General features: G+C 70.5%; 24 protein-coding genes. 14 read left to right on the top strand and 10 right to left on the bottom strand.

The window, feature by feature from the left end; all coding sequences use genetic code 11:
* Position 1: 1 nt before the first annotated feature.
* Positions 2–1,423, bottom strand: coding sequence for an MFS transporter (locus MET9862_RS10275; RefSeq protein ID WP_142582908.1), 1,422 nt, complete (start codon positions 1,421–1,423; stop codon positions 2–4).
* A gap of 272 nt (positions 1,424–1,695) precedes the next feature.
* Between MET9862_RS10275 and MET9862_RS10270 the strand changes: the two genes are divergently transcribed.
* The 3 genes from MET9862_RS10270 to panE all read left to right on the top strand — a co-directional run bounded on the left by MET9862_RS10270 (position 1,696) and on the right by panE (position 5,300).
* On the top strand, positions 1,696–2,583 hold the full coding sequence (locus MET9862_RS10270) for a DUF3313 domain-containing protein (RefSeq protein WP_142582907.1): 888 nt from the start codon (positions 1,696–1,698) through the stop codon (positions 2,581–2,583).
* A gap of 196 nt (positions 2,584–2,779) precedes the next feature.
* A complete protein-coding gene (gene guaB, locus MET9862_RS10265) occupies positions 2,780–4,273 on the top strand; it encodes an IMP dehydrogenase (protein ID WP_142582906.1) in 1,494 nt (497 codons plus the stop codon).
* A 79-nt stretch (positions 4,274–4,352) separates the two neighbouring features.
* Positions 4,353–5,300, top strand: coding sequence for a 2-dehydropantoate 2-reductase (panE, locus tag MET9862_RS10260; protein ID WP_142582905.1), 948 nt, complete (start codon positions 4,353–4,355; stop codon positions 5,298–5,300).
* On the opposite strand, the gene MET9862_RS29285 is transcribed toward panE, so the two are convergent.
* Complete coding sequence (locus tag MET9862_RS29285) at positions 5,294–5,464, bottom strand: hypothetical protein (RefSeq protein ID WP_185156819.1); 171 nt, start codon at positions 5,462–5,464, stop codon at positions 5,294–5,296. The two genes, panE and MET9862_RS29285, sit on opposite strands and share 7 nt — an antisense overlap.
* Before the next feature lie 135 nt (positions 5,465–5,599).
* Between MET9862_RS29285 and MET9862_RS10255 the strand changes: the two genes are divergently transcribed.
* Positions 5,600–6,898: an RsmB/NOP family class I SAM-dependent RNA methyltransferase gene (locus MET9862_RS10255; protein WP_142582946.1), complete on the top strand. Its 1,299-nt coding sequence runs from the start codon at positions 5,600–5,602 to the stop codon at positions 6,896–6,898.
* A gap of 106 nt (positions 6,899–7,004) precedes the next feature.
* Here the strand turns inward: MET9862_RS10255 and guaA are convergent, their stop codons facing one another.
* The gene (guaA, locus tag MET9862_RS10250) at positions 7,005–8,561 is read right to left on the bottom strand and encodes a glutamine-hydrolyzing GMP synthase (protein WP_142582904.1); all 1,557 of its coding nucleotides are present in this window, start codon (positions 8,559–8,561) and stop codon (positions 7,005–7,007) included.
* 140 nt (positions 8,562–8,701) lie between these two features.
* On the opposite strand from guaA, the gene MET9862_RS10245 reads away from it, so the two are divergent.
* The 5 genes from MET9862_RS10245 to MET9862_RS10225 all read left to right on the top strand — a co-directional run bounded on the left by MET9862_RS10245 (position 8,702) and on the right by MET9862_RS10225 (position 13,943).
* Positions 8,702–8,932, top strand: coding sequence for a hypothetical protein (locus MET9862_RS10245; RefSeq protein ID WP_142582903.1), 231 nt, complete (start codon positions 8,702–8,704; stop codon positions 8,930–8,932).
* Positions 8,933–9,123: 191 nt separating this feature from the next.
* Positions 9,124–9,846 (top strand): hypothetical protein, encoded by a 723-nt coding sequence (locus MET9862_RS10240; protein ID WP_142582902.1) that lies wholly within the window; start codon positions 9,124–9,126, stop codon positions 9,844–9,846.
* Positions 9,843–11,741, top strand: coding sequence for a glycosyltransferase (locus MET9862_RS10235; RefSeq protein ID WP_244612660.1), 1,899 nt, complete (start codon positions 9,843–9,845; stop codon positions 11,739–11,741). Before MET9862_RS10240 ends, MET9862_RS10235 begins: the two co-directional genes overlap by 4 nt.
* A 103-nt stretch (positions 11,742–11,844) precedes the next feature.
* Entirely contained in the window at positions 11,845–13,092 is a 1,248-nt protein-coding gene (locus tag MET9862_RS10230) for a glycosyltransferase (protein WP_142582901.1), read from the top strand.
* Complete coding sequence (locus MET9862_RS10225; protein ID WP_142582900.1) at positions 13,089–13,943, top strand: hypothetical protein; 855 nt, start codon at positions 13,089–13,091, stop codon at positions 13,941–13,943. The genes MET9862_RS10230 and MET9862_RS10225 overlap by 4 nt, the downstream gene beginning before the upstream one ends.
* Before the next feature lie 204 nt (positions 13,944–14,147).
* On the opposite strand, the gene MET9862_RS10220 is transcribed toward MET9862_RS10225, so the two are convergent.
* The 4 genes from MET9862_RS10220 to MET9862_RS10205 form a co-directional block, all read right to left on the bottom strand.
* Positions 14,148–15,011: a tetratricopeptide repeat protein gene (locus tag MET9862_RS10220; protein WP_438616609.1), complete on the bottom strand. Its 864-nt coding sequence runs from the start codon at positions 15,009–15,011 to the stop codon at positions 14,148–14,150.
* Positions 15,012–15,380: 369 nt separating this feature from the next.
* Positions 15,381–16,469, bottom strand: coding sequence for a 5-(carboxyamino)imidazole ribonucleotide synthase (locus MET9862_RS10215; protein ID WP_142582944.1), 1,089 nt, complete (start codon positions 16,467–16,469; stop codon positions 15,381–15,383).
* A 5-nt stretch (positions 16,470–16,474) separates the two neighbouring features.
* A complete protein-coding gene (purE, locus tag MET9862_RS10210; protein WP_142582943.1) occupies positions 16,475–16,942 on the bottom strand; it encodes a 5-(carboxyamino)imidazole ribonucleotide mutase in 468 nt (155 codons plus the stop codon).
* Between the two features lie 146 nt (positions 16,943–17,088).
* Positions 17,089–17,334, bottom strand: coding sequence for a YdcH family protein (locus MET9862_RS10205; RefSeq protein WP_142582898.1), 246 nt, complete (start codon positions 17,332–17,334; stop codon positions 17,089–17,091).
* 173 nt (positions 17,335–17,507) lie between these two features.
* On the opposite strand from MET9862_RS10205, the gene MET9862_RS10200 reads away from it, so the two are divergent.
* The 3 genes from MET9862_RS10200 (at position 17,508) to MET9862_RS10190 (ending at position 21,020) form a co-directional block, all read left to right on the top strand.
* A complete protein-coding gene (locus tag MET9862_RS10200; RefSeq protein WP_142582897.1) occupies positions 17,508–17,690 on the top strand; it encodes a YdcH family protein in 183 nt (60 codons plus the stop codon).
* A 151-nt stretch (positions 17,691–17,841) separates the two neighbouring features.
* Complete coding sequence (locus MET9862_RS10195; protein WP_142582896.1) at positions 17,842–19,767, top strand: AMP-binding protein; 1,926 nt, start codon at positions 17,842–17,844, stop codon at positions 19,765–19,767.
* Between the two features lie 122 nt (positions 19,768–19,889).
* The gene (locus MET9862_RS10190) at positions 19,890–21,020 is read left to right on the top strand and encodes an NADH:flavin oxidoreductase/NADH oxidase (protein ID WP_142582895.1); all 1,131 of its coding nucleotides are present in this window, start codon (positions 19,890–19,892) and stop codon (positions 21,018–21,020) included.
* A 131-nt stretch (positions 21,021–21,151) separates the two neighbouring features.
* On the opposite strand, the gene mobA is transcribed toward MET9862_RS10190, so the two are convergent.
* The 3 genes from mobA to MET9862_RS10175 form a co-directional block, all read right to left on the bottom strand.
* Positions 21,152–21,760: a molybdenum cofactor guanylyltransferase MobA gene (mobA, locus tag MET9862_RS10185; RefSeq protein WP_280178959.1), complete on the bottom strand. Its 609-nt coding sequence runs from the start codon at positions 21,758–21,760 to the stop codon at positions 21,152–21,154.
* Positions 21,761–21,767: 7 nt separating this feature from the next.
* Positions 21,768–22,901 carry an iron-sulfur cluster carrier protein ApbC gene (apbC, locus tag MET9862_RS10180; protein ID WP_142582894.1) on the bottom strand — a complete coding sequence of 378 codons (1,134 nt, stop codon included), beginning with the start codon at positions 22,899–22,901 and terminating at the stop codon, positions 21,768–21,770.
* A gap of 101 nt (positions 22,902–23,002) precedes the next feature.
* A complete protein-coding gene (locus MET9862_RS10175) occupies positions 23,003–23,290 on the bottom strand; it encodes a hypothetical protein (protein ID WP_142582893.1) in 288 nt (95 codons plus the stop codon).
* 163 nt (positions 23,291–23,453) lie between these two features.
* On the opposite strand from MET9862_RS10175, the gene MET9862_RS10170 reads away from it, so the two are divergent.
* Together MET9862_RS10170 and pncB are read left to right on the top strand one after the other, a co-directional pair.
* Positions 23,454–23,957: a pyridoxamine 5'-phosphate oxidase family protein gene (locus tag MET9862_RS10170; RefSeq protein WP_142582892.1), complete on the top strand. Its 504-nt coding sequence runs from the start codon at positions 23,454–23,456 to the stop codon at positions 23,955–23,957.
* A 135-nt stretch (positions 23,958–24,092) separates the two neighbouring features.
* On the top strand, positions 24,093–25,382 hold the full coding sequence (gene pncB, locus MET9862_RS10165) for a nicotinate phosphoribosyltransferase (protein ID WP_142582891.1): 1,290 nt from the start codon (positions 24,093–24,095) through the stop codon (positions 25,380–25,382).
* The last annotated feature ends 240 nt before the right edge of the window (positions 25,383–25,622 follow it).

Raw genomic sequence — 25,622 nt, 5'->3', positions numbered from 1 at the left:
GCTAGTTCCGCCCTGGCGCCCCGGCCGGGGCTGCCGCGGCCATGCGCCGGCCCGAGACCTCGGCGCCGGCGTCAGGGCTGAGCCGGCGGAAGGCCAGGACCGAGGTTCCCGAGATCAGGGCCACTGCCAGGAAGGCGATCCCGAAATCCCCCGCCGCGATGGCGGTGCGGCCGTGCCAAGCGGCCGCGCCCTCCAGGGCGAGGGCACCGAGGGTCACCCCGAGGCTGAGCGAGATCTGCTGCGCCACGCTGGCGAGGCTGGTCCCGGCGCTCATCTCGCGCTGCTGGAGATCGGCGTAGGCGATGGCGTTGATACAGGTGAACTGCAGCGAGCGCAGGCAGCCGCCGAGGAAGAGCAGACCGATCATCAGCCAATGCGGCGTCTGCGCGGTGTAGAGGCCGTTCACGGCGAGGAAGGCCGAGGCCGCCACCGCATTCGTCACCATCACCGCGCGAAAGCCGAAGGCACGCAGGATGCGTGGTCCGAGCGTCTTCACGAACATGGCACCCGCTGCCGCGGCGAAGGTGATGAGGCCGGAGCGCAGGGCGTCGAGCCCGAAGCCGATCTGCAGCATCAGCGGCAGCAGGAAGGGGATCGCCCCGGTTCCGATCCGGAACAGCGAGCCCCCGGTGACCGCCGCGCGGAAGGTCGGGTAGCGCATCAGGTCGAGCCGAAGCACCGGATGGGCCGCGTGCCGGGCGTGACGAAGATACAGGAGGAGGAGACCCGCTCCGCCGCCGAGACAGCCCCAGGAGAGCCAGTCCGGCAGGAGATGGCGGCCGAGCGAGGCGAGGCCGAGCATCAGGCCGGCGAGACCGGGCGCGAGAAGCAGGAAGCCGACCAGATCGAGCGGCGGCCGCTCCACCTCCCGCAGGTCCTCGAAATAGAGGGTCGCGAGGACGATCCCGGCCAGCCCGATCGGGATGTTGATGAAGAAGATCCAGCGCCAGTCGAGCCAGGTGGTGATCAGGCCACCCAGCGGCGGTCCGAGGATCGGTCCGATCAGGGCGGGGATGGTCAGATAGGACAGAGCCGCCACGAGATCGGCCTTGGGCACGCTGCGCAGGATCACGAGGCGCCCCACCGGCACCATCATCGCGCCGCCGAGCCCCTGCAGGAAGCGGGCGGCGACGAAGCCCGTGAGCCCGTCCGCAGCGGCACAGGCCAGCGACCCGGCCATGAACACGCCGAGCGCGGCCCGGAACACGGTGCGCGCGCCGAACCGGTCGGCCATCCAGCCGCTGACCGGAATGAAGATCGCGAGGCTGACGAGATAGGCCGTCAGCGCGAGCTTCAGGGCGATGGGATCCTCGCCGAGGCTTGCCGCGATGGTCGGCAGGGCCGTCGCGATCACCGTCGAATCCGTGTTCTCCATGAACAGGGCGGTGGCGACGACGAGGGGAACGATCCGGGTGGGAGGCATCGGCCTCAACAAGCGGTTTGGTGAAGGCCGGGTTGCATCCTCGCCGCGGCTCCGCAAGTCGTGATCGCCCGTGCACGGAAACGCCGGGAATCCGTGGCCGATCGGCCACGGATTGTTTCTGAAAGCGCCTCGCGCGGCCGCCGGCTCTTCCGGCCAAGCTGCCGCCGCCTTAAACTCGGTCGCACGTTCCGCGACTGCCCGCCTCCGCCATGGGTGCCATCATGGGTGCCATGGCGCGCGGGATCCGAGACCGACCTTAAGAAAGTGACCGGATGCCCCCGAGGCCGACGACGCTCCGCTCGCTGCCGCGCCTCGCCGCGGCCAGCGCGCTCCTGCTCACGGTGGCTGCCTGCGGCACCGTTCTCCTGAACGATACCGGTTCGCTCACGCGCTACGACCTGCTGAAGCCGAGTACCGAGTCCTCGACCTCGGCGCGCCTCTACACGGATCAGGACGCGCTCGCGCGCACCCGCACCGTGCGGATCATCCCGACGAGCTTCCCCGCGAACGTGTCGGGCGCAGCCGGCCTCAACGAGGTCGAGCGCCGGCTGGTGGCCAACAATGCCGACCGGGCGCTCTGCTACGAACTGTCCCTGAAATACGACGTGGTCTCGACCCGCGACGCCGACCTGACGGTGCGGGCCCAGGTGACCCGTGTCGAGCCGACGAATCTCGTCGGCGCCGGCTCGACCATCGGCGTGTCCGCGGCCGTCTCCATCGCCTCGCAGGTGGGTGTCGGTGTCGCCGAGGGCATCGGCCGCGTGCCGATCCCGCGGGTGCCGATCGGGCTCGGCAGCCTGACCGTCGAGGCCGAGGCCCTCGACCGGCGGCACCGGCAGCGCGCGGCGATAGTCTGGGGCGGGGCGGCGAACTCCTTCACCAGCCAGCCGCGCTTCTCGCCGGCCAGCGACGCCTATGACCTCGCCGGCGATTTCGGCCAGGATTTCGGCTTCATGCTGGCCACCGGCCAGGACCCGTTCAAGGCACCGCTCACCATCCCGAACTGGAACCGCATCCGGATCACGACGCTCGGCGAGGCGCCTCTCGATCCCGATTGCGAGGCCTTCGGCCGGCCGCCCGGCGTCGACGGCATCATCGCCGACTATATCGGCCTGCCGCCGGAGCTGACCGACAAGGGGCCCGCCGTCCCGGCCCGCTAAGGGCGGCCCACGGGGTCGCGGGCAGCCCGTGAGGGGCTGCCATGCGGCGGGCGCAGGTGGGTCCGGCGCGTTTTCCCCGCACCGCGCGCCCACGTCGCCTTGGCGCGACCGGTTTCCGCGTGATATCGGCCGGTGCCAACCCGTTCACGCCGGAGCCTTTTTGGAAAGGCCCGGAACCCTGCAGGGAAGTTGGCACATGGCCCCCATCAGCGCCGCCTCGATCCTCGAGGGCCTGACCTTCGACGACGTGCTTCTGCGGCCGGCGGCATCGTCGGTGATGCCGACCGAGGTCAATGTCGGCTCCCGCCTCACGCGGTCCATCAAGCTCAACCTGCCGATCCTGTCCTCCGCGATGGACACGGTCACGGAGGCGCGCATGGCGATCGCCATGGCCCAGCTCGGCGGCCTCGGCGTCATCCACCGCAACCTTGAGCCGCCGGAGCAGGCCGAGCAGGTCCGCCTCGTCAAGAAGTACGAGTCGGGCATGGTTCTGAACCCGATCACCATCCACCCGGACGAGAGCCTCGCCGACGCGCTGGAGGTGATGAAGCAGAACCGCATCTCCGGCATCCCGGTGGTGGAGCGCGGCCCCAACGGCTCCCGCGGCAAGCTCGTCGGCATCCTGACCAACCGGGACGTGCGCTTCGCCACCAATGCGAGCCAGCCGGTGGCCGAGCTGATGACCCGCGACCGCCTGATCACCGTGCGCGAGGGCGTCACGCAGGACGAGGCCAAGCGCCTGCTCCACCAGTTCCGGATCGAGAAGCTGCTCGTCGTCGACGACCATTACCGGTGCATCGGCCTGATCACGGTGAAGGATATCGAGAAGCAGGTTGCCTACCCGACCGCGGTGAAGGACGAGCAGGGCCGCCTGCGCGTCGCCGCCGCGACCACCACGGGCGACGGCGGCTTCGAGCGGGCCGAGCGCCTGATCGATGCGGGCTGCGACGTGATCGTGGTCGACACAGCCCACGGCCACTCGATCAAGGTGCTCGACGCGGTGCGGCGGGTGAAGCAGCTCTCGAATGCCGTGCAGGTGGTGGCCGGCAACGTCGCCACCCGCGACGGCGCCCAGGCCCTGATCGATGCCGGCGCGGATGCGATCAAGGTCGGCATCGGCCCGGGCTCGATCTGCACCACCCGCATCGTGGCGGGCGTCGGTGTGCCCCAGCTGACCGCCCTGATGGAGGCCGTCGAGGCCGCCCACGAGGCCGACGTGCCGGTGATCGCCGATGGCGGCATCAAGTATTCGGGCGACCTCGCCAAGGCGATCGCGGCCGGCGCCTCGGTGGCCATGCTCGGCTCGCTGCTCGCCGGCACCGACGAGGCCCCGGGCGACGTGTTCCTGTACCAGGGCCGCTCCTACAAGAGCTACCGCGGGATGGGCTCGGTCGGCGCGATGGCCCGCGGCTCGGCCGACCGCTACTTCCAGGCCGAGGTCAACGACACGCACAAGCTGGTGCCGGAGGGTATCGAGGGGCAGGTCCCCTACAAGGGTCCGGTCAATGCGGTGCTGCACCAGCTTGCCGGCGGCCTGCGCGCCGCCATGGGCTATGTCGGTGCGGCGACGATCCCCGAGTTCCAGGAGCGGGCGCAGTTCATCCGCATCACCAATGCGGGCCTGCGCGAGAGCCACGTCCACGACGTGACCATCACCCGCGAGAGCCCGAACTACCCGTCGCGGACCTGATCGGCCGATCCGCGGCCCGTTGCATCCCGGCTCGGCCACGCGCATGGAAGCCGGGATTCGATCGGAACGGGAGGAACGGATGCGCGTGCTGGTGGTCGGAGCCGGGGCGACGGGCGGCTATTTCGGGGCGCGGCTCGCCGCGATCGGCCGCGACGTGACCTTCCTGGTGCGCCCGGCCCGCGCGGCGACGCTCGCCGCACAGGGCCTCGTCGTGAAGAGCCCGCTGGGCGACCTGCATCTCGACCAACCGAAGACGATCACCGCGGAGGCGCTGAGGGCCGGCGAGAGCGCCTATGACCTCGTGGTGCTCTCCTGCAAGGCCTACGATCTCGACGCCGCGCTCGCCGACATGGCCCCTGCCGTGACCGAGGGCACCGTCATTCTGCCGATCCTCAACGGGCTGCGGCATCTTGATGCCTTGGACATCGCGTTCGGTCCGGCCCGCGTACTCGGCGGGTCCTGCGCCATCATCTCGACGGTGGGTCAGGCCGGCGAGATCCGCCACATGAGCGAACTCTGCACCATCACCTACGGCGAGCGCGACGGCGGCCGCTCGGAGCGCGTGGCGGCGATCGACGCGGTGATGCAGGGCGCCAAGTTCCAGGCGCGCCTCAGCGAGAAGATCCTGCTGGAGATGTGGGAGAAGTGGGTGTTCCTGGCGACGCTCGCCGGTTCCACCACGCTGATGCGGGCCTCCATCGGCGACATCCTGGCCGCGCCCGGTGGCCGGGACCTGATCACGGGCCTCCACGAGGAATGCCTCGCAATCGCGGCCGCCAACGGCCACGCCCCGCGCGAGAAGGTCTCTGCCCAGGCGCGGGCGACGCTGACGGCGGAGAGATCGCCGATGACGGCCTCGATGCTGCGGGACATCCTGGGCGGAGGCCGCATCGAGGCCGACCACATCGTCGGCGACCTGATTGCCCGCGGCCGCGCGGCGGAGCCGAGCTCCGCCGATCCGCTTCTCGGGCTGGTCTATACCGGTCTCAAGGCCTACGAGGCCAAGCGCGCCCGCGAGGCTCAGTAGCGCGGCGCGCGCGGGGGCGGGGCGCCGTATTCGAGCTGCGTCTTGGCATCGACGCGCGGGGGCGGGGGGGTCAGTTCAGGCCCTGGCGCAGCGGGCGCGTTCGAGCAGGCGGCGAGCCCGAGGGCGGCGATCGCCGCGAGGACGAGGCGGGGCAGGGGGACCATATTCGGCTCCATCTGGTATGGCGGCCGCCCTTCTCGGCCCCGAAGCGGCCGGAAGCTCGGCCGTAACGTGACGGCGGCGTGCGCGAAGCGTGGCCGTTTCGCGACGTGTTGAATCGAATCTTAGAGGAGACGACCCTGACACCCGCCGCCCGCTGCTCCGCCGCCATCGAGGTGCTGGCCGATATCGCGGCACGCCGCCGCCCCGCGGCCGACGCCCTGAAGGATTGGGGCCTCAGTCACCGCTTCGCCGGCTCGGGCGACCGCGCCGCCATCGCCAGCCTCGTCTACGACGCCCTGCGTCGGCGCGCCTCCTCCGCCTGGATCATGGGAGACGACGCCCCGCGCTCCGTGCTGCTGGGGTCCTTGCGCCTGCAGCAGGGGCTCGCCGCCCCCTCGATCGCGGCCTTGCTCACCGCCGAGCGCTTTGCGCCCGAGCCGCTGAGTGCGGAAGAGCGCGTGCGGCTCGAGCAGGGCGATCTCGCCGACGCCCCTCCGGCGATCGCGGGCGACGTGCCCGAATGGGTTCTGCCGGAGTTGGAGAGCCTGCTCGGGACCGATCTGCTGCCCGAGCTGAAGGCGCTCGCCCGGCGCGCGCCGCTCGACATCCGCCTGAATGCCCTCAAGCAGAGCCGCGACGAAGCCCTGCCGGGCCTCGCGCATCTGGCGGGTGAGCCCACGCCCTTCGCGCCGCAGGGCCTGCGCATCCCGATTGGCGCCGACGGGCGCGGGCCCGCGCTCCATGTCGAGCCGGAATTTCTGGACGGCTGGTACGAGATCCAGGACGAGGGCTCGCAGCTCGCGGCCCTGCTCGCGGAGCCTCGGGCGGGCGAGACCATCGTCGATCTCTGCGCGGGCGGCGGCGGCAAGACCCTGGCGCTGGCGAGCCAGACGGGCAACGGCGCCCGGCTCATCGCCAGCGACGACGATCCGCGCCGCCTCGCCCCGATCCACGAGCGCCTGCGCCGCTCCGGCGCCGCGGCCGAGGTGCGCACGCCGCGCACCGGACGCGCGCGCGCGGACGTGCTCGCCGATCTCGACGGCACGGTGGACAGAGTCGTGGTCGATGCACCCTGCACCGGGGCGGGCACGTGGCGGCGCAATCCGGACGCGAAATGGCGCCTGCGTCCCGGCAGCCTGGAGACCCGCATCGCGGAGCAGACGGCCGTGCTCGACCGGGCCGCGCGCCTCGTGCGGCCGGGTGGCCGCATCGTCTACATCACCTGCTCGCTGCTGCCGCGGGAGAATGACGGCGCGCTCGACGCCTTCCTCGGGCGGACGAAGGGCTTCGCCGTTGTGCCGGCCCGGGACGTCGTCGAGCGGGTGCTGCCCGGCCTCGCCGATTCCGTTCGCTTCACCCGCCACGGCCTGCAGATGAGCCCCGCCCGCACCGGTACGGATGGTTTCTACGTGGCGAACCTGGAGCGGCGCTCCTGAAGCCCTGTCCGATCGTGCTCCGATCGGACACGGCTCCAAGCCTCCGTCGTGATGCGCCCTCTGACGTCGAACCGCTATCCAGGTCGGCTTGAGAGCGCTCCGCGCCTCACTCCCACTCGATCGTGCCGGGCGGCTTCGACGTGATGTCGTAGGTGACCCGGTTGATGCCCTTGACCTCGTTGATGATGCGGGTCGCGACCCGGCCGAGGAAGGCCATGTCAAAGGGGTAGAAGTCGGCGGTCATGCCGTCGACCGAGGTGACGGCGCGCAGCGCGCAGACATGGTCGTAGGTGCGCCCGTCGCCCATCACGCCGACGGTCTTGACCGGCAGGATCACCGCGAAGGCCTGCCAGATCGTGTCGTAGAGGCCGGCCTTGCGGATCTCCTCGAGATAGATCGCATCGGCCTTGCGCAATGCGTCGAGCTTCTCCGTCGTGATCGTGCCGGGGCAGCGGATCGCGAGGCCGGGGCCCGGGAAGGGGTGGCGACCGACGAAGCCATCGGGCAGGCCGAGCTCGCGCCCGAGCACGCGGACCTCGTCCTTGAACAGCTCGCGCAGGGGCTCCACGAGCTTCATGTTCATGCGCTCGGGGAGGCCGCCGACATTGTGGTGGCTCTTGATCGTCACCGAGGGGCCGCCCGTGAACGACACGCTCTCGATCACGTCCGGATAGAGCGTGCCCTGCGCCAGGAAGGCCGCGCCGCCGATCTTCTTCGACTCGGTCTCGAACACATCGATGAACAGGCGTCCGATCGTCTTGCGCTTCACCTCGGGGTCGCTGACCCCTTCCAGCGCCGAGAGGAACATCTCCTGCGCCTGAACGTGGACGAGGGGGATGTTGTAGTGGTCGCGGAACAGCCGTACGACCTCCTCGGCCTCGCCCTGGCGGAGCAGACCGTGATCCACGAAGACGCAGGTGAGCTGGTCGCCGATCGCCTCGTGGATCAGCACCGCGGCCACCGCCGAATCGACGCCGCCGGACAGGCCGCAGATCACTCGCTCGGTGCCGACCTGCTCGCGGATCTTGGCGATCGATTCCTCGCGATAGGCCCCCATGGTCCAGTCGCCGGAACAGCCGGCGATGTCGCGCACGAAATTGCGGATCAGCAACGCGCCATGCGGCGTGTGCGCCACCTCCGGGTGGAACTGGACCGCGTAGAACTTCCGCGCCTCGTCCGCGACCGCCGCGAAGGGCGCGTTCTTCGAGATCGCCACCGTGGTGAAGCCGTCGGGCAGCTTGGTGACCCGGTCGCCGTGGCTCATCCAGACGGGATAGTGCTCGCCCACATGCCAGACGCCCTTGAACAGGGCGCATTCGGCCAGGATCTCGATCTCGGCCCGGCCGAACTCGGCATGGTGGCCGCCCTCGACCTCGCCCCCGAGCTGGGCCGCCATGGTCTGCTGGCCGTAGCAGATGCCGAAGACCGGCACGCCGGAATCGAAGACCACCTGCGGTGTCCGGGGTGAGGCCTCGGTCGTCACCGATTCCGGGCCGCCCGAGAGGATCACGCCCTTGGGCCGCGTCTCGGCGAAGGCCTCGGTGGCCTTCGTGAAGGGCACGATCTCGCAGTAGACGCCCTCTTCGCGCACGCGCCGCGCGATGAGCTGCGTCACCTGGCTGCCGAAGTCTACGATGAGGATCTTGTCGTGGTCGGTCGTCATGGCACGGAGTTAGACGAGCACCGGGGCGCGTGCAACGCGCATGCCCGCCGGGGCAGCCCCGCGCGAGGCCGCAGTTAACACGACATTCATCGAATCCCAGCCAGACCGCCCGCCCCACCCACGAACCAGGAGCTTCCTCCGTGAAAGCAACCGTCGTCGGACTTGCCGCCCTCATGCTCGCCGGCCTCGCCGCACCTGCGAGCGCGCTGCCCTTCGCGGGCGGACCCGTGGCCGCACCGGCCAGCGGCGTCGAGCAGGCCCGGGTGGTCAGGCGCACCGTGATCCGCGGACCGCGCTGCCGGACCGTGGTGACCAAGCGGCGCGGGCCCTTCGGCCGCGTCACCGTGGTCCGCCGCCGTCAGTGCTTCTGATCGCGCCGTGACGCAAGGATCCGCCTCCCCGAGGCGGATCCGACCGACGCGATACCGGGACGGACGCGGTCACTGCACCTGCAACCGTACCTATCGCGGAGGCCGCGGCGGATCGCTTGACTCGCTCTGTGGGCCTCCCTAGCGAACGAAACCTGAGTGACAGTCGAGGCGGGGGATGACCGGCCGTGATCATGTGCGATCCGACCGCGCCGACGCCGAGCGGGACGGTCACCGGCGCCCTCTGCCGCGTCACCGACGATCTCTACGTCTGCCGCATCGCCGATCTGTCCACCTTCGCCGTCCCGCTCGGCCTGGCCGCACCTCCAGGGGGACGCCTGGAAACCTGGGCGCTCGCCGTGAGCCCGGACGAGAGGCGCCAAGCGATCTCCTATCTCCTGCTCCTGCGCAGCGTCGGCGAAGACCCGCAGCGATTCCGGACCGGCGACGGCTTCGTCCTCGCGACTCATTTCCGCGACCTGAGGGTGGAGATCGTCGAAGATGGCCTGATCCTGACGCCGCATGAATGCACGGTTCTGGCGCGCTCCGCCCTCACCGTGCAGATCGGCGCGGATGACGGGGCGATCCGATCCATGGCCGCCCTGCTCGCCTTCGTGACACCGGGCCTCGATGCCCTGATGGGGGCGGCCGACGAGGCGGATGCACTGGATCTCGGCCTGGAAGGGCGCATGCTCACCGTGACGGGCGATTACGTGCCGCACTGGATCGTCCTGCGCGCGAATGACGGTTACCGACGCTTCGCGGTCGAGGAGGCCACTCTGAGCTTCGACGGCCGGCCCAGGGTCGCGCTCACCCTCGAAGCGGCCTGGCCGCCCGCTCTCCTCCTCAACCGCGCCATCCTGGTCGGACGCGACGACCACCGCGTCGGCGTCCTGCGCAGACGGAGACCCGCGTGACAGGCGCGCCCGCAGCACGGACGGTACTCGTCCTGGCGCCGATGCCGGTCTTCCCGACGCTCGCGGGCAACCGGAGGCGGCTCCTCGCCGTCTGCGAGATGCTGGCGCGCGGCGGCTTCGCGGTGGATTTCGCCTATTTCGCACACGAGGATCAGGTCTACCGGCGCTACGGGCAGCACCCGCCCACCGACGATGCCCGGACGGAGCAGGCCTTCCGACGCGTCTTCCGGATCGAGCCGCGCGACCCGATCCCACTGCGCAGCGCCGGCCGGCCGTTCGGCATCGACGACTGGTGTCCGGACGAGGTCGGCGACTTCGTGGCGTGGTACTTCAGGCATCACCCGGAGACCCGCGCGATCATCGTCAACTACGTGTTCCTGTCGCGCGTCCTTGAGCGGGTGCCTGCGGGCACGCTGAAGCTGATCGACACCCATGACCGCTTCGCGGACCGGCACCTGATCTATCGTCCCTTCGGGATGGAGCCGAGCTTCTTCTACACGGACGCGGCGGGCGAGGGCGCCGGGCTCGACCGGGCCGACACGGTGCTGGCGATCCAGGCGAACGAGGCCGCCTATTTCAGCACCGTGACCGACCGGCCCGTCCTGCTGCTGCCGCCGCGCCTACTGCGCCGGAGCACGCCGCGGACGGTGACGCGCCTGCGCCGCATCGGCTTCATCGGGCACGGGAACGACGCCAACCGCCTGTCGATTCGGGCCTTCGCGGAGATCTGGATCCGCGGCTGGGAGCCGGGCATGCCGGAGCTCGTCGTCGCGGGTGAGGTCTGCGGTGCGCTCGGGCTTGAGACCTGTCCCGGCCTGACCCTGCTTGGCCGGGTCGCTGAGGTGGAGACGTTCTACGACGCGGTCGACGCCGTCGTCGCGCCGATGCTCATGGGAACCGGCCTCAAGATGAAGGTGGCCGAGGCCCTGTCCTACGGGCTGCCGGTGATCGGTACGGCCGCCGCCTTCGACGGGTTCGATCCCTACGCGGTTGCGCACCGTCTGCCGGGGGTGGAGGCGGTGCGCGAGGCGGTGCTGGCATTGCGCAGCGACGCAGCCGGCCTCGCGGCCCTGTGCGCAGACTGCGCCGATCTGTTCCGCCGCTTCGAGGCACGCTGCGCCGAAGCCGAGGCGCGTTGCCTCGGCCTGATCGAGAAGGCCTCGGGTGAGCCCGCCGCACCCGCCGACCTGCCCGCCGTGCCGCCGCCCCGGAGCCGGTCCGTCTGCCTGGGCGCCGTCACGGTCACCGAGATGCGAGACCTGGAGTCGCTACCCACGCACCATCCCGATCACGGAATTCTCGTCGCGACCGAGCGCGCCGGGCCGGACGCGTCGGCGCAGGCCTACACGCCGATCCGCCGCCGCTGGTTCGCACGGCAGTCCCGCGTCGACGCGATCGAGGATCGAGGGGAGCGGCAGGCGCTGGTCGATTCACTCTCGGCCACCCGCCTTGCCCTGTCGCCGGAATGGGTGCGGACGCCTGCTCTGCCGCAAGCCCACCGCGAGTTGCTCGTGCCGCTCCTCCTCGCGGCCGAGCCGGACTGGTGGAGCGCGGCGCACCTCCTCGGTCGAGCGGACGGCCGGTTCGACCTCGTCACCTGCCTGCCGAGCGCCTTCCTGACGAGCCCGCCGCGCATGGTCTGCTTCGTCGCCGCGTCGTCCGGCAGTCGGGCCGTATCGGTCGGCGCGACCGGCGCGGAACCGCTGATGCGTCAAGTCGGCCTGCGGCGCGCGTCGCCCGACCTGACCCTCGACCTGGTGCCGGCCGTCCTGACCCTCGACGCGGATCCGCGAGATCGGCAGCGTGCGGAGGGACTGCGCCCGGACCGAATCCTCGTCCTCGCGGACGACCTGCTCGGCCACCTGATCATCGAGCCGAGTGCGGGATCCGCCTGACCGGACCACCAGCCCCCCGCTCCGAGCGTTCCCGATCTGCGGCTCTGCTCATTGCCTCGGTCCGCGAACCGCTGCATGGGTGAGGGCCAGAGTACACGGGGTCGTGACCGCAGAAATGCTGCAGGGGGACGCAGAGACTGACCAAGCTGCAGGGCATTTCCCGAAGCCGGCGACCGCAGAGTTCGCAACCGGGTCGGCGAAGGACGAGGACGCTCCCTGGCGGCTGCGTGTCCTCTACGTGGACGACAGCATCCCGCATATCGACCGCGGCAGCGGCCTGCCGCGCGCCAACTTCATCGTCAACGCGCTCGCGGACCTCGGCTATGCCGTGACCTTCTATCCCGTGCTCGCCGTCGGATCCGACGGCGAGCCCTATCGCGACATCGACCGGTCGGTGCAGATCCTCGAGGCCGACGAGGCCAAGGGTTTCCGACGGATCGTGGCGGCGGGCGCCGGATGCTTCGACGTGCTCTGGGTCAGCCGCCCGCACAACATCACGATGGTCTGCCGGGAACTCGCCAATGCGGGTCACACGCCGCGCAGCTTCGTGCGCTCGCGGGTCATCTTCGACTCCGAGGCGGTCTTCGCCCTGCGCGACTTCATCGCGGCCTCGGTGACGAACCGGTTCGGCACCGAGGCTGCCCTCCGGACAGCCATTCAGCAGGAGACGCGCCTCTTCGCGCAGGCAGACCGGGTGGTCAGCGTGTCGCAGGCCGAGGCCCGCCTGCTCGCCGCCTTCGGGATCGGCAATGTCAGCGTGCTCGGATCCGCATTGCTGCCGGCCGAGGCCCCGGTCCCCGATTTCGCGACGCGCTCCGGCTTCCTGTTCATCGGCTCGCTGGCACAGGAGGGGCAGCCGAACGTCGATTCCCTCGATTGGCTCCTCGGCGAAGCATGGCCCCGCGTCCGCGCGATCATGCCGGACGCGACACTCACCGTCATCGGCGAAGTGCTCCCGGCAATCCGGGACCGCCTGACCCGGCCCGGGGTCTCGGTGCTCGGTCGGGTCGCCGATCCCGGGCCGCTCTTCGCGCGGGCGCGCGTCTGCATCGCGCCGACGCGCTTCGCCGCGGGCACGCCGCACAAGGTGTACGAGTCGGTCTCGCGCGGCGTTCCGTTGGTGGTGACGTCGCTGCTCGCCGAGCAGATCGGCTGGCCCGAAGGCGCCGGCTTTCTCTCTCACGACTGGCGCGACGCGGACGGGTTCGCCGACGCCCTCACGCAGTTGCACAGCGATCGGGCGACCTGGACCCGTCTGCAGCTGGCAGGGCTTGCGCAGATCGCCCGCGACTGCGATCCCGCCCTGCATCAAACAACCCTGCGGCGCCTGTGCGAGGCCGTGCGGCCGTGAGGGTGCAGATCTCGTCGGGCGCCGTCCGCCTGCTGTCGCGCGCCGTGCGGCGCGTCCTGTTCGGACGCGTGCCGAAGCTGTTCGACGCCGATTACTATCTGCACGCCAACCGCGACGTGGCACGCAGCGGAGTCGATCCCTTCCTGCACTACCTGCTCCGCGGCGCGGAGCAGGGACGAAACCCGGCGACGGATTTCGACACGCGCTTCTATCGCGCTCAGAGCGGGAAGACCCGCCTCGATCCGGTGCGCCACTATCTGCGCGTGGGCGCCCGCAAGGGGTTCGATCCGAATCCGGCTTTCAACACTCTTTGGTATACCAGCCAGTACGCGGATGTGGCGGGGGCCGGGGCCAACCCGCTGCTGCATTATCGCACGCATGGACGGCGGGAAGGCCGTCCGGCCAGCCGCTCCACCTTCGGCTCGCCCCAGCCGCACATGCTGGAAGGCGTGCCCTCGCACCACATCCTGAACCTGCCGGAGGACGAGCGGACGCGCTTTGAACTCGTCCTCCGGAGGGATGCGGCGGCATGCCCGGATCCGGCCCGACGCCTCTGCCTGTTCCTGCGCCTCACCGACCCGGAGATCGGTGGCCTCCTCGACGGCTTCGAGGCGTTCGAATTCGGCCGGCTGAGGCGGCTCAGTGTCGCGATCGACCCGTCGACCGCCGCCCATCCGCAGCGGGCGACGCTGCTCGCGGCTTTCGAGCACTGCTATTACGGCGAGGAGCGTGCGACCGGCACGCTCACCCTGCGCTGCGCCGAGGTGCGGCTCTGGGACCTGCGCCCGCACGAGCCGCGAATCGTGGCCGCCTTGTCCGGCGGCACCTTTACCGTGCGGCGCCGGGGCTGAGGCTTCGGGTCGAGAGCAGCTTTAAGCCCTTGTTTTGATGCGCTCTCTTTATCCGGCACGGCGTTCGCTTCGGTGCGGAGCGCTCGAGCGGGCGCTCAATGCAGAACCGGCCCCGATCACGCTGCGATCGGGGCCGGCTCCAAGTCATCCGTCCGGCGTGCCCGCTTCCGTCGAGCCGGCAGCCGGCCCGGCGCGGGAGCGCCTCTAGTTGAAGAGCGAGCCGACGCCACCCTGAACGCGGCTCAGGCCCTGCTTGGCAACCGCGTTGTTCGGGTCGATGCCGGCGGCGCGCTGGTAGTTCTCCATCGCCTCCTTGCGCCGGTTCGACTTCTCGTAGGCGAGGCCGCGATAGGCCCAGGAGGTCGCGTCCTTGTTGTTCACGTTGAGGGCGGCGTTGTAGTCCTCGATCGCCTTGTCGAACTGGTTCGTGGCGATCAGGCTCTGGCCGCGGGCAGCGTAAGGCGCCGAGACGAAGGGGTTCCGGTCGATCGCGGCATCGAAATCGGCGATGGCCTGGGTATTCTGGCCCTGCTTCTGCCGGACGAGGCCGCGGGCATGGTAGGCCTCGGCGGATTCCGGCATCAGGCGGATCGCGACGTTGAGGTCGGAAAGGGCGCCGTCGAGGTCGCCCTGGGCGCGCAGCACGTTGGCGCGGCCGATATAGGCGGGGCCGTAATTCGGGTCCGCGCTGATTGCCTTGCCGAAATCCTGCAGCGCGGCGTCGTTGCGGCCGGTCTGGCGGTAGGCCAGCGCGCGGTTGTTGTAGGCGGAGCCCGAATTCGGATCGATGCTGACCGCCTTGGTGAAGTCGGCAATGGCCTCGTTGAACTGGCCCGCGCGGGCATAGGCCGCGCCGCGGGTGTTGTAGGCCGCCGCGTCGTTCGGATTGCGCTGCACCACCTCGGACAGCGAGGCGATGTTGGTGCTGGTGGCACCCGTGGTGTCGGTCTCCAGCACGGCGTATTGGCGCGGGCTCGCCACGCTGCCCATCGTCTCGCAGCCGGCGAGCGCGACGGTAGCCAGCAGGGCCGAACCGATCAGCGCCACACGCGGCGCCCGCACGCTCATTGACCTCATCACCCGCTCCCCTCCGGGCCGGCTCCAGCGCACGCCCGATCCCCGATCGTCCATCCGTCGCGCCGGTCCTGCCGGCGTCCATCCCGGTCCGCGATCCGCGCGGCCACCGGATGGGCGCGGGGACATTCGCGCGACGCGGTGAACGCGCGCTTAAACGAAGCCGAAATCCCCTCGGCGCTCGCGGAGATGCGATCCCAGCGAAGCGAGCGGCGCGTCGGAATCGTGAACCGGGCGACGGAACCTTGGAAGCCAGCGGATGTGGCGAAGGTATGGCTCAACGGCCGGAGGTGCCGCATCGGGCCTCCGCACGGGCTCGCGGAGCCGCGAGTGTGATCCGAAAGCCGCGCGGCCCGCGCGGTCTCAGTCGATCAGACGGGTGACATGACCCATCTTGCGGCCGGGACGAGCCTCGCCCTTGCCGTAGAGGTGAAGGTGCGCGCCCGGCTCCCCGAGCAGCGCGGCCCAGCCTTCGGCTTCGGCACCGATCAGGTTGCGCATCTCGACGGCGAGGCCGCCGACTCGACCGGGATCGCCGAGCGGCCAGCCGCAGACCGCGCGCACATGCTGCGCGAACTGGGAGGTGAGGGCGCCCTCGATGGTCCAGTGCCCCGAATTGTGCACCCGCGGCGCGATCTCGTTGACGATCAGGCGCTCGCCGGCCTCGTCCCGGACGAGGAACATCTCGACCGCGAGCACGCCGACATAGTCGAGCGCCTCGGCGATGCGCCGCGCGATCTCGACGGCCGCCGCGGCCGTCTCGGCGCTCACCCCCGGCGCCGGCACGCGGGTGAGCGCCAGGATATGGTCTCGGTGCTCGTTCTCGCAGAGGTCGAAGGCGGCGAACGACCCGTCCGCCGAGCGGGCCGCCACCACGGAGACCTCGCGCTCGAAGGGCACGAAGCCTTCGAGGATCAGGGGGGCGCCCCCGAACTCGGCGAAGATCGCGTTGCGGTCGCCCTCGGCCGGCTCGCGGATGATGCGCTGGCCCTTGCCGTCGTAGCCGAAGCGGCGCGTCTTCAGCACCGCCGGCAGGCCGAGCGCCTCGAGGGCGCGGGCGAGATCGTCGGGCGTATCCACCTGCCGGAACGGAGCGGTCGGGATGCCGATACCGTTGATGAAGCTCTTCTCGGACAGGCGATCCTGGGTGATCGAGAGCGCGTCGGCGCTCGGATGCAGGGCCGCGTTCCGCGCGAGCAGGTCGGCGGTCTCGCGCGGGATGTTCTCGAACTCGTAGGTCACGGCGTCGACGGATTGCGCGAAGCGCGTCAGCGCCTCCGCATCGTCATAGGCGCCGCAGGTGGTGCGGGCCGCGACGTCGAAGGCCGGGCTGTCGGCATCGGGGGCGTAGACATGGACCTTCAGGCCATAATTCGCGGCTGCGAGGGCGATCATGCGCCCGAGCTGGCCGCCGCCGACGATGCCGAGGGTCGAACCGGGCGCGAGGGGCATCGGGGTCACGCGGTCTCCGTCACAGGCTTCTCGGCGACACTCGCCGTCTGCCGGGCGCGCCAGGCGTCGAGGCGCCCGGCCAGGGCCGGATCGCCCAGCGCGAGCACGGCGGCGGCGAGCAGGGCCGCGTTCACGGCGCCGGCCCGGCCGATGGCGAGGGTGCCGACCGGGATGCCCGCCGGCATCTGCACGATCGAGAGCAGGCTGTCCTGGCCCGACAGCGCCTTCGATTCCACCGGCACGCCGAAGACCGGCAGGCTCGTCATCGCGGCGGCCATGCCGGGCAGGTGGGCGGCGCCCCCGGCGCCGGCGATCACCACCTTGAAGCCGGCCGCGCGCGCCCCCTTGGCGAAGGCCACCAGCCGGTCCGGCGTGCGGTGGGCCGAGACGATGCGGGCGTCGTAGGGAACGGCCAGCGCGTCGAGGGTCTCGGCGGCGTGCCGCATCGTCTCCCAGTCGGACTGGGATCCCATGATGATCGCGACCGGGGGGACAGCCGGTGTGCTCACGCGCAGGTCTCGCGGTTGCGCCCGGGCCGGCGGGGGCCGGCCGCAGCGTAAACCCTGCCGTTACAGGCGCGCGCCAGGGCCCGCAAGGCGGGTCGCGCGTCGATCCACCATCATGCGATGATGTCGGGCGTCAGCTGGTCCTCGACATAGGCGATGCGGTCGCGCAGCGTCAGCTTGCGCTTCTTCAGACGCTGGATCTGGAGCTGGTCGGCGACCACGCCGCGCTCCAGCGCCTCGATGGCACTGTCGAGGTCGCGGTGCTCTTCCTTCAGGCCATGCAGCTCCCGGACGAGGTCCGGCTGCCCATCCTCGACCCGCGCGTTGTCCTGCGCACCCTCGATCGACTCGACCGTCATCGCCGCCCGCTGAAAAACAACCCGAACCGCCGCGTCCCAGCATGCGCCAGGCATGCCGCCTCGGCAACACGATCCCCTAACCGTTCCGCACCGCACACGCCGAAATGCCTTCGACAGCCGGCTGATCCTGTGGCAGGTTCGATGCGTCAGAACGATGACAGGAGATTCGCCTCATGTCGCTGCAGACGCATCTGAACCAACTCACCCGGAAGCACGAAGCCCTCGAGCGTGAGATTCAGGAAGCGATCCACAGGCCCTCGGCAGACGACCTTCACATCGCCGAGCTGAAGCGACGGAAACTCCACCTGAAGGACGAGATCAACCGACTCCAGGGCGCGGGCGAGACGATCCACTGATCCCGTCGCGTCCGACCCAAGCATGAGACTGGAACCGCCGCACCGGCACCCCGGTGCGGCGGTTTCGCGTTTTGTGGACTGCCGCGAAGGCGACCCTCTCTGGTACTCTCGCGCCGCCGCCGGACAAGAGCGGCGCCCGAGGAGACGCCCGATGACGCCCGCCAGCCTGCCCGGCCGCTATCCCGAGGTCTATGCCGCGGCGAGCCGCGATCCGGAGGCGTTCTGGCTCGGCGCGGCGGAGGCGCTCGCCTGGTCGACGGCGCCGACCCGGGCCTTCGACGCCGATCTCGGCCCCTATGGCCGCTGGTTCCCGGACGGGACGCTCAATGCCTGCCACAACGCGGTCGACCGGCATGCCGACGGCGCGCGGGCCGACCAGGCGGCGATCCGCTACGACTCGCCCGTCACCGGCACGAAGCGGACCATCACCTATGGCGAGCTGCGCGACGCGGTGGCGACGCTCGCCGCCGTGCTCGCCGATTTCGGCGTCGCCAAGGGCGACCGCGTCCTCCTCTACATGCCGATGGTGCCGGAAGCCCTGTTCGGGATGCTCGCCTGCGCCCGCCTCGGGGCCGTGCATTCCGTGGTGTTCGGGGGGTTCGCCGCCAACGAGCTTGCCGTGCGCCTCGACGATGCCCGGCCGAAGGTGGTGCTCGCCGCCTCCTGCGGCATCGAGCCCAACCGCACCGTTGCCTACAAGCCGCTCCTCGACGCGGCGATCGGCACCGCTTCCCACAAGCCGGATTGCTGCCTGATCCTGCAGCGCCCGCACTGCGCGGCACAGCTCACGGAGGGCCGCGACCGCGACTGGGCGGAGGCCGTCGCCGCGGCGCGGGCCGAGGGCCGCCGGGCCGATTGCGTGCCGGTGGCGGCCACCGATCCGCTCTACGTGCTCTACACCTCCGGCACCACGGGCAAGCCGAAGGGCGTGGTGCGCGATACCGGCGGCTATCTCGCGGCCCTCGCCTGGTCGATGCCGAACCTCTACGGCGTGGCGCCCGGCGAGACCTATTTCTGCGCCTCCGACATCGGCTGGGTGGTCGGGCATTCCTACATCGTCTATGCGCCGCTCCTGCACGGCTGCACCACGGTCCTCTACGAGGGCAAGCCGGTCGGCACGCCCGATGCCGGTGCCCTCTGGCGGGTGGTGTCGGAGACCGGCTCCGTCTGCCTGTTCACGGCGCCCACCGCCCTCCGGGCCATCAAGAAGGAGGATCCGAGGGGCGAGCGCGTCGGCGATCACGACCTCTCGGCCTTCCGCAGCCTGTTCCTGGCCGGCGAGCGGGCGGACCCGGATTCCGTCGCCTGGGCCGAGCGGGTGCTCGACCGACCGGTCATCGACCATTGGTGGCAGACCGAGACCGGCTGGCCGATCGCCGGAAACCCGCTCGGCCTGGGACTCCTGCCGGTGAAGCACGGCAGCACCTGCGTGCCGATGCCGGGCTACCGCGTCGAGATCCTCGACGAGGGCGGCAAGCCGGTGCCGCCGGACACGATGGGCACGATCGCGATCCGCCTGCCGCTGCCGCCGGGCTGCCTGCCGACCCTGTGGGGCTCGGACGAGCGCATGCGGACGAGCTATCTCGCTACCTTCCCCGGCTATTACGACACCTCCGATGCCGGGGTGATCGACGCGGACGGCTACATCACCGTGCTCGGGCGGACCGACGACATCATCAACGTGGCCGGCCACCGCCTCTCGACCGGCGGCATGGAAGCGGTGCTCGCCGGCCATCCGGACGTGGCGGAATGCGCCGTGATCGGCATCCGCGACAGTCTCAAGGGCGAGGTGCCCTGCGGCTTTGTCGTGCTGAAGGCCCAGGTGACCCGCGATCCGGCCGAGATCGAGCGCGAACTCGTGGCCAAGGTCCGCGACGAGATCGGCCCGGTCGCCGCCTTCAAGCTGGCGCTCACCGTGCCGCGCCTGCCCAAGACGCGCTCGGGCAAGATCCTGCGCGCCACCATGAAGCGCATCGCCGACCACGAGCCCTGGACCATGCCGGCAACCATCGACGACGCCTCCGTGCTCGACGAGATCGGCACGAGCCTGGAGCAGCGGGGCATCGGGGGCGCCTAGGGCTGCGGTCGCGACGCGCGCGCTCCTCCCGAACCGGCCTGCACGTCGACAGATCATGCTCCGACCGGCTGGCATACCGCGCCGGCCGGCGTAGATAGGGGCGCATCCATCCGGAGCGCCCCATGACGACAGCCACGACTGCCCGCCTGTTCGAACCGCTGACGCTCGACGGCCTGACCCTCGAGAACCGCATCCTGATCGCGCCGATGTGCCAGTACTCGGCTCGGGACGGCGAGGCCACCGACTGGCACATGATGCATCTCGGCCAGCTCGCCATGTCGGGCGCCGGGCTGCTGACCCTGGAGGCGACCGCGGTGTCGCCCGAGGCCCGCATCACCGCCTGGGACCTCGGCCTCTACAACGACGGATGCGAGCGCGCCCTCGGCCGCGTCCTCGACGCGGTGCGCGACTACGCGCCGATCCCGATCTGCATCCAGATCGCCCATGCCGGGCGGAAGGCGTCGAGCGAGGCGCCCTGGACGGGCGGCGCCCAGATCCCGCCGGAGCATCCCTATGGCTGGCGCACCGAGGCGCCCTCGCCGGTGCCGCACGGGGAGGACGAGGTGGCACCGCACGCCCTCGACGCCGCGGACCTGAAGCGGGTGCGGGACGCCTTCGTCGCCACCGCCAAGCGCGCGGTGCGCCTCGGCATCGAGGCGGTGGAGCTTCACGGGGCGCATGGCTACCTGCTGCACCAGTTCCTGTCGCCGCTCGCGAACAAGCGCACCGATGCCTATGGCGGCAGCCTGCAGAACCGCATGCGCTTCCCGCTGGAGGTCTACGACGCCGTGCGCCAGGTCGTGCCCGCCGGCAGCCCGGTCTGGCTGCGCGTCTCGGCCACCGACTGGGTGGAGGACGGCTGGGACCTCGACGAGACGGTGGAATTCGCCCAGGCGCTGAAGGCGGCGGGTTCGCCGGCGATCCACGTCTCCACCGGCGGAGTCTCCCCCAAGCAGGCGATCAAGCTCGGACCGGGCTATCAGGTGCCCTTCGCCGAGCGGATCAAGGCAGAGACCGGGCTCACCACCATCGCGGTCGGCCTGATCACGGAGCCCCACCAGGCCGAGGCGGTGCTGGAGGAGGGCCGGGCGGACGCCGTCTCGCTGGCCCGGGCGATGCTCTACGATCCGCGCTGGCCCTGGCATGCCGCGGCCGCGCTCGGCGCCCGGGTCCGTGCCCCGAAGCAGTACTGGCGCTCGCAGCCGCGCGAGTACAAGGACCTGTTCAAGGACACGGCCTTCGGTCAGCGCTGACGCGCGCCCGACCTCCCTTCTGACGAGGGGCGCGACGGTTTCGACTCTCGCGCGCCTCTCCCGATCGGGGAGAGGCGGCAGCGCGTGAAGCACGCGAACGATCGGACGTCGGCTCCCGGCCGCAGCCTGCCTCAGGACTCCAGCAGGGCGGCCTCCGCCGCAGCGAGATCCTCGGGCGTGTTGACGTTGAGGAAAGGGTCGACCGGATCGATCGGCCAAGCGGCGAGGGCAGGGGAAAGGGCCAGAACGAACCCGCCGACGCGCCGCTCGCCCCGCTCGAGATAGGCCCTGAGCGCCTCGGCCAGCGCACTCGGCCACAGGGCGATGGTGAAGTGCTGGCGCTCACCCGAGGCGGCGAGGGCGAGGACAGCGCCGGCCTCGTCCCGCGCCGCTGCGAGGCGCGCCACGAGGTCGTCCGGCAGGAAGGGCGAATCGCCCGAGACGCTGACCACGGACCCGATGCCGGAGGTTGCAGCGTGTTCGAGCCCGGCCAGGATGCCCGCAAGCGGCCCGGGCTGGCCGGAGACGGGATCGGGCAGGACCGGCCCCGGGAAGCCGGCGAAGCGCGCCGGGTCGCCGTTGGCGCTGAGGGCGAGGCCGGCCCCGCATTGCGGCGCGAGCCGCTCCACCACCCGGTCGAGAAGGGTACGCCCGGCGAGTCGGAGCAGGGGCTTGTCGCCCCCGCCCATCCGCCGCGCCTGTCCGCCGGCCAGGATCAGGCCCAGCGCCGGCGCGCTCACCCCCGGCTCACTCGAAGACGATCTTCGGCGCGGCTCGGCCGGCCGGCGCACCGGAGAGGTTCGACCAGAGCTTGGCCGCGATCTCGCGGTAGACCTGGGCCTGCGGCCCGTCCGGATCGGTCGCCACCACGGGCCGGCCCGAATCCGAGGTCTCGCGGATCGTCATGTTGAGGGGCACCTCGCCGAGGAAGGGCACGCCCAGGCGCTCCGCCTCGTGGCGGGCGCCGCCATGGCCGAAGATGTGCGAGGCGTGGCCGCAATTCGGGCAGATGAAGGTTGCCATGTTCTCGATCACGCCGAGGATCGGCACGGCGACCTTCTTGAACATGGTCACGCCGCGGCGGGCGTCGATCAGCGCGAGATCCTGCGGCGTCGAGACGATGACGGCGCCCGAGAGGGGCGTCGCCTGAGCCATGGTGAGCTGCGCGTCACCAGTGCCGGGCGGCATGTCGACGAGGAGCACGTCGAGTTCGCCCCAGAGCACGTCGCGCAGCATCTGGGTGATCGCCGACTGCACCATCGGACCGCGCCAGATCATCGCCGTCTCGGGCTCGATCAGGAAGCCGATCGACATGACCTTGAGGCCGTAGCCCACCATCGGCTCCATGGCCTTGTTGTCGACGACGTTCGGCTTGCCCGACAGGCCGAACAGCTTCGGCACGGAGGGACCGTAGATGTCGGCGTCGAGGAGACCGACCTTCAGCCCCTGGGCCTTCAGGGCGAGCGCGAGATTGCAGGCGGTGGTCGACTTGCCGACGCCGCCCTTGCCCGAGGCCACGGCCACGATGTGGCGCACGCCCGGAAGCTGGGGTCCCTGGTTCGGCGGGGCACCGGGGCGGGGCGCCTGAACGGGTCGCGGCGCTGCGGTGCTCTGCGCCTGATGGCCAGGCCCGCGCTCGGAGGTGAGGCTCGCGAAGACGCCCGTGACACCCGGGATCGACAACACCTTGCCCTCGGCGGCGCGGCGTACCGGTTCGAAGCGCTCGGCCTCGCTCGGGTCGACCAGGATCGAGAACATCACCCGGTTGTTGGGATCCACCACCACCTGCGAGAGGCGGCCGGAGCCGGTCAGCGTCGTGCCGGCCGCATCCACGGTGACGCCGGTGAGCGCCTTCATCACGTCGTCGCGGCTGATCGCCAAGGTCGTTCTCCGTACAGGGAGCCGGCGGGCAACGGGCCAGCAGGTATACCACTGCATGTAACCGAGCGCGCGGGGAACGCCAGACCCCGCCGCCGGCAAACTCACCGTCGCCGCGCGGGTGGGATCGCCACGAGATTGCATCGCTCCATCGGGCCGCGCACCACCGTGCCGTCACCACGCCGGTAGACGCCGTTCCGGACATGGCGGCAGCCGGGCGGGCCGGGCAGCCGTTTCACCCGCGCGATATGGACGCTGCGGTAGCGCCGGTTCGAAAAGTCGTGCCCGCCGATCCGTACGCCGGGGCCGAAGCGCACCTCGGCGGCGGCGGGCCGGATCGCGAGGCCCGCGAGAAGCGCGACGAGGAGGGCGATGCTCGGCCGGGCGCGCATGGGTCTCGTCGTCCTCTCATCTCCGGACAGCCTGAGCTGAACCAAGCGGGCTCTTGTCCGTTGTCGGGGCAGCCTGAGGTGGGCCGTCGATGCACGAGGCCGCATCGCCCGGACTTAGCCCGCCCGGATCCGATTTTCGAGACGTGTTGAGGAGACCGCTTGCATGCACCAGGGCAACCACCGCGACCACGAGGGCGCGAAGAAGCTCTTCGACATGATCAAGGACGTGAAGATCGCGATGATGACCACCGTCGATTCCGACGGGACCCTGAACAGCCGGCCCATGTGGAACCACGATGCCGACGAGAACGGCGACCTGTGGTTCTTCACCAAGCTGCACGCGCCGAAGACCGCCGAGATCAGCCGCGACAACCAGATCAACCTCGCCTATTCCGACCCGTCGAGCCAGAACTACGTCTCGGTGGCCGGCAAGGCCGAGATCGTGCGCGACCGGTCGATCATCGATGCCAAGTGGCAGGAGAGCCTGAAGACCTGGTTCCCCAAGGGCAAGGACGACCCCGAGGTCGCGCTGATCCGCGTCCATCCGGAGAAGGGCGAGTACTGGGACAGCCCGAACAGCACGATGGTCCATGTCTACGGCTACGTGAAGGCCGCGCTGACCGGCGAGTCTCCGAAGACCGAGGTGAAGAAGGTCGATCTCGCCTGAGCGTCTGAACTCCGCACAGCACATGCATCCTGGGCCGGCGGGCACTGCCTGCCGGCCCATTGACTTGCGCCACCCCGCCATGCGCCCTGTCGCGTGCGGGCAGTCCGGCCCGCGGCCGGAGCGTGAACCCGACCGATGCTCGATCTCGCGACGCGGGTCTACAACCACAATTTCCGCATCGACCCGATCGTCCGGTCGCTGCTCGATACGGATTTCTACAAGCTCCTGATGGCGCAGATGATCCTGCGCCGGCACCCGGACGTCTCGGTTACCTTCGGCATCCACAACCGCACGCGCAGCGTCCGCATCGCGGACGAGGTCGATATCGACGAGTTGCGCGAGCAGCTCGACCATGCCCGCTCGCTCCGCCTCGGGCGCGGTGAGGCGACTTGGCTGCGCGGCAACGCCTTCTACGGCACGCGCCGCATCCTCTCGGCGGAGTTCATCGCTTGGTTCGAGCAGTTCCGGCTGCCCGCCTACGAACTCGCGGTGCGCGACGGTCAGTACGAGCTGAGCTTCCACGGCTCCTGGCTCGAGACCACGATGTGGGAGGTGCCCGCCCTCGCGATCCTCAACGAGCTGCGCTCGCGCGCCACCCTGCGCGGCCTCGGCCGCTTCGACCTTCAGGTGCTCTACGCCCGCGCCATGACCCGGGTCTGGGAGAAGATCGAGCGCCTGCGCCGCCTGCCCGACCTCTCCATCGCGGATTTCGGCACCCGCCGCCGCCACGGCTTCCTCTGGCAGGACTGGTGCGTGCAGGCGATGCAGGAGGGGCTCGGCGCCCATTTCACCGGCACCTCGAACTGCCTGATCGCCATGCGCCGCGAGGTCGAGGCGGTGGGCACCAACGCGCATGAGCTGCCGATGGTCTACGCGGCGCTCGCCGAGGACGACGCGGCCCTGGCGCAGGCGCCCTACGACGTGCTGCGCGATTGGCAGCAGGATTACGAGGGCAATCTCCTCATCGTCCTGCCCGACACCTACGGCACCACCGGCTTCCTGCGCGACGCCCCCGACTGGATCAGCGCCTGGACCGGCGTGCGCATCGATTCCAAGGACCCGATCGAGGGCGGCGAGGAAGTGGTGGCCTTCTGGACGTCGAGGGGCTGCGACCCGCGCGAGAAACTCGCAATCTTCTCCGACGGGCTCGACATCGACACGATCGAGCAGATCCACGCGCATTTCCACGGGCGCATGCGCATCGGCTACGGCTGGGGCACGCTGCTGACCAACGATTTCCGCGGCCTCGTCGGAAACCGGCTCGATCCGGTCTCGATCGTCTGCAAGGTCTCGGAGGCGAACGGCCGGCCGACCGTGAAGATCTCGGACAATCCGAGCAAGGCACAGGGGCCCGAGGCCGAGGTCGAGCGCTACAAGCGCGTCTTCGGCGTCGAGGTGCAGGCGGCGCTGCCGGTGCTGGTGTGAGCGCGGCGAGCGGCGCGGTGTCAGCTTGGCCCGGGTTGAAACGGAAACGCGGAACGGCGGCGGATTAAACATGGTAGGCGGCATGCCAAGGGTCCACAGGGACTCAGGGAGGAACGCCATGTCCGCCACCGACGAGACCGCCCCAGACCGCCCCACCATCGGCCGCCGCGCGCTCCTGGGCGCGGCCGGGCTTGCCCTGGCCGGCCCCGCCGCCGTCGTGCCCGCCCGCGCCGCCGGGCC

Origin of the sequence: Methylobacterium symbioticum, from assembly GCF_902141845.1 — a bacterium.
Classification (GTDB): Bacteria; Pseudomonadota; Alphaproteobacteria; order Rhizobiales; family Beijerinckiaceae; genus Methylobacterium; species Methylobacterium symbioticum.
This window is presented reverse-complemented; position numbering and strand designations above follow the sequence as displayed.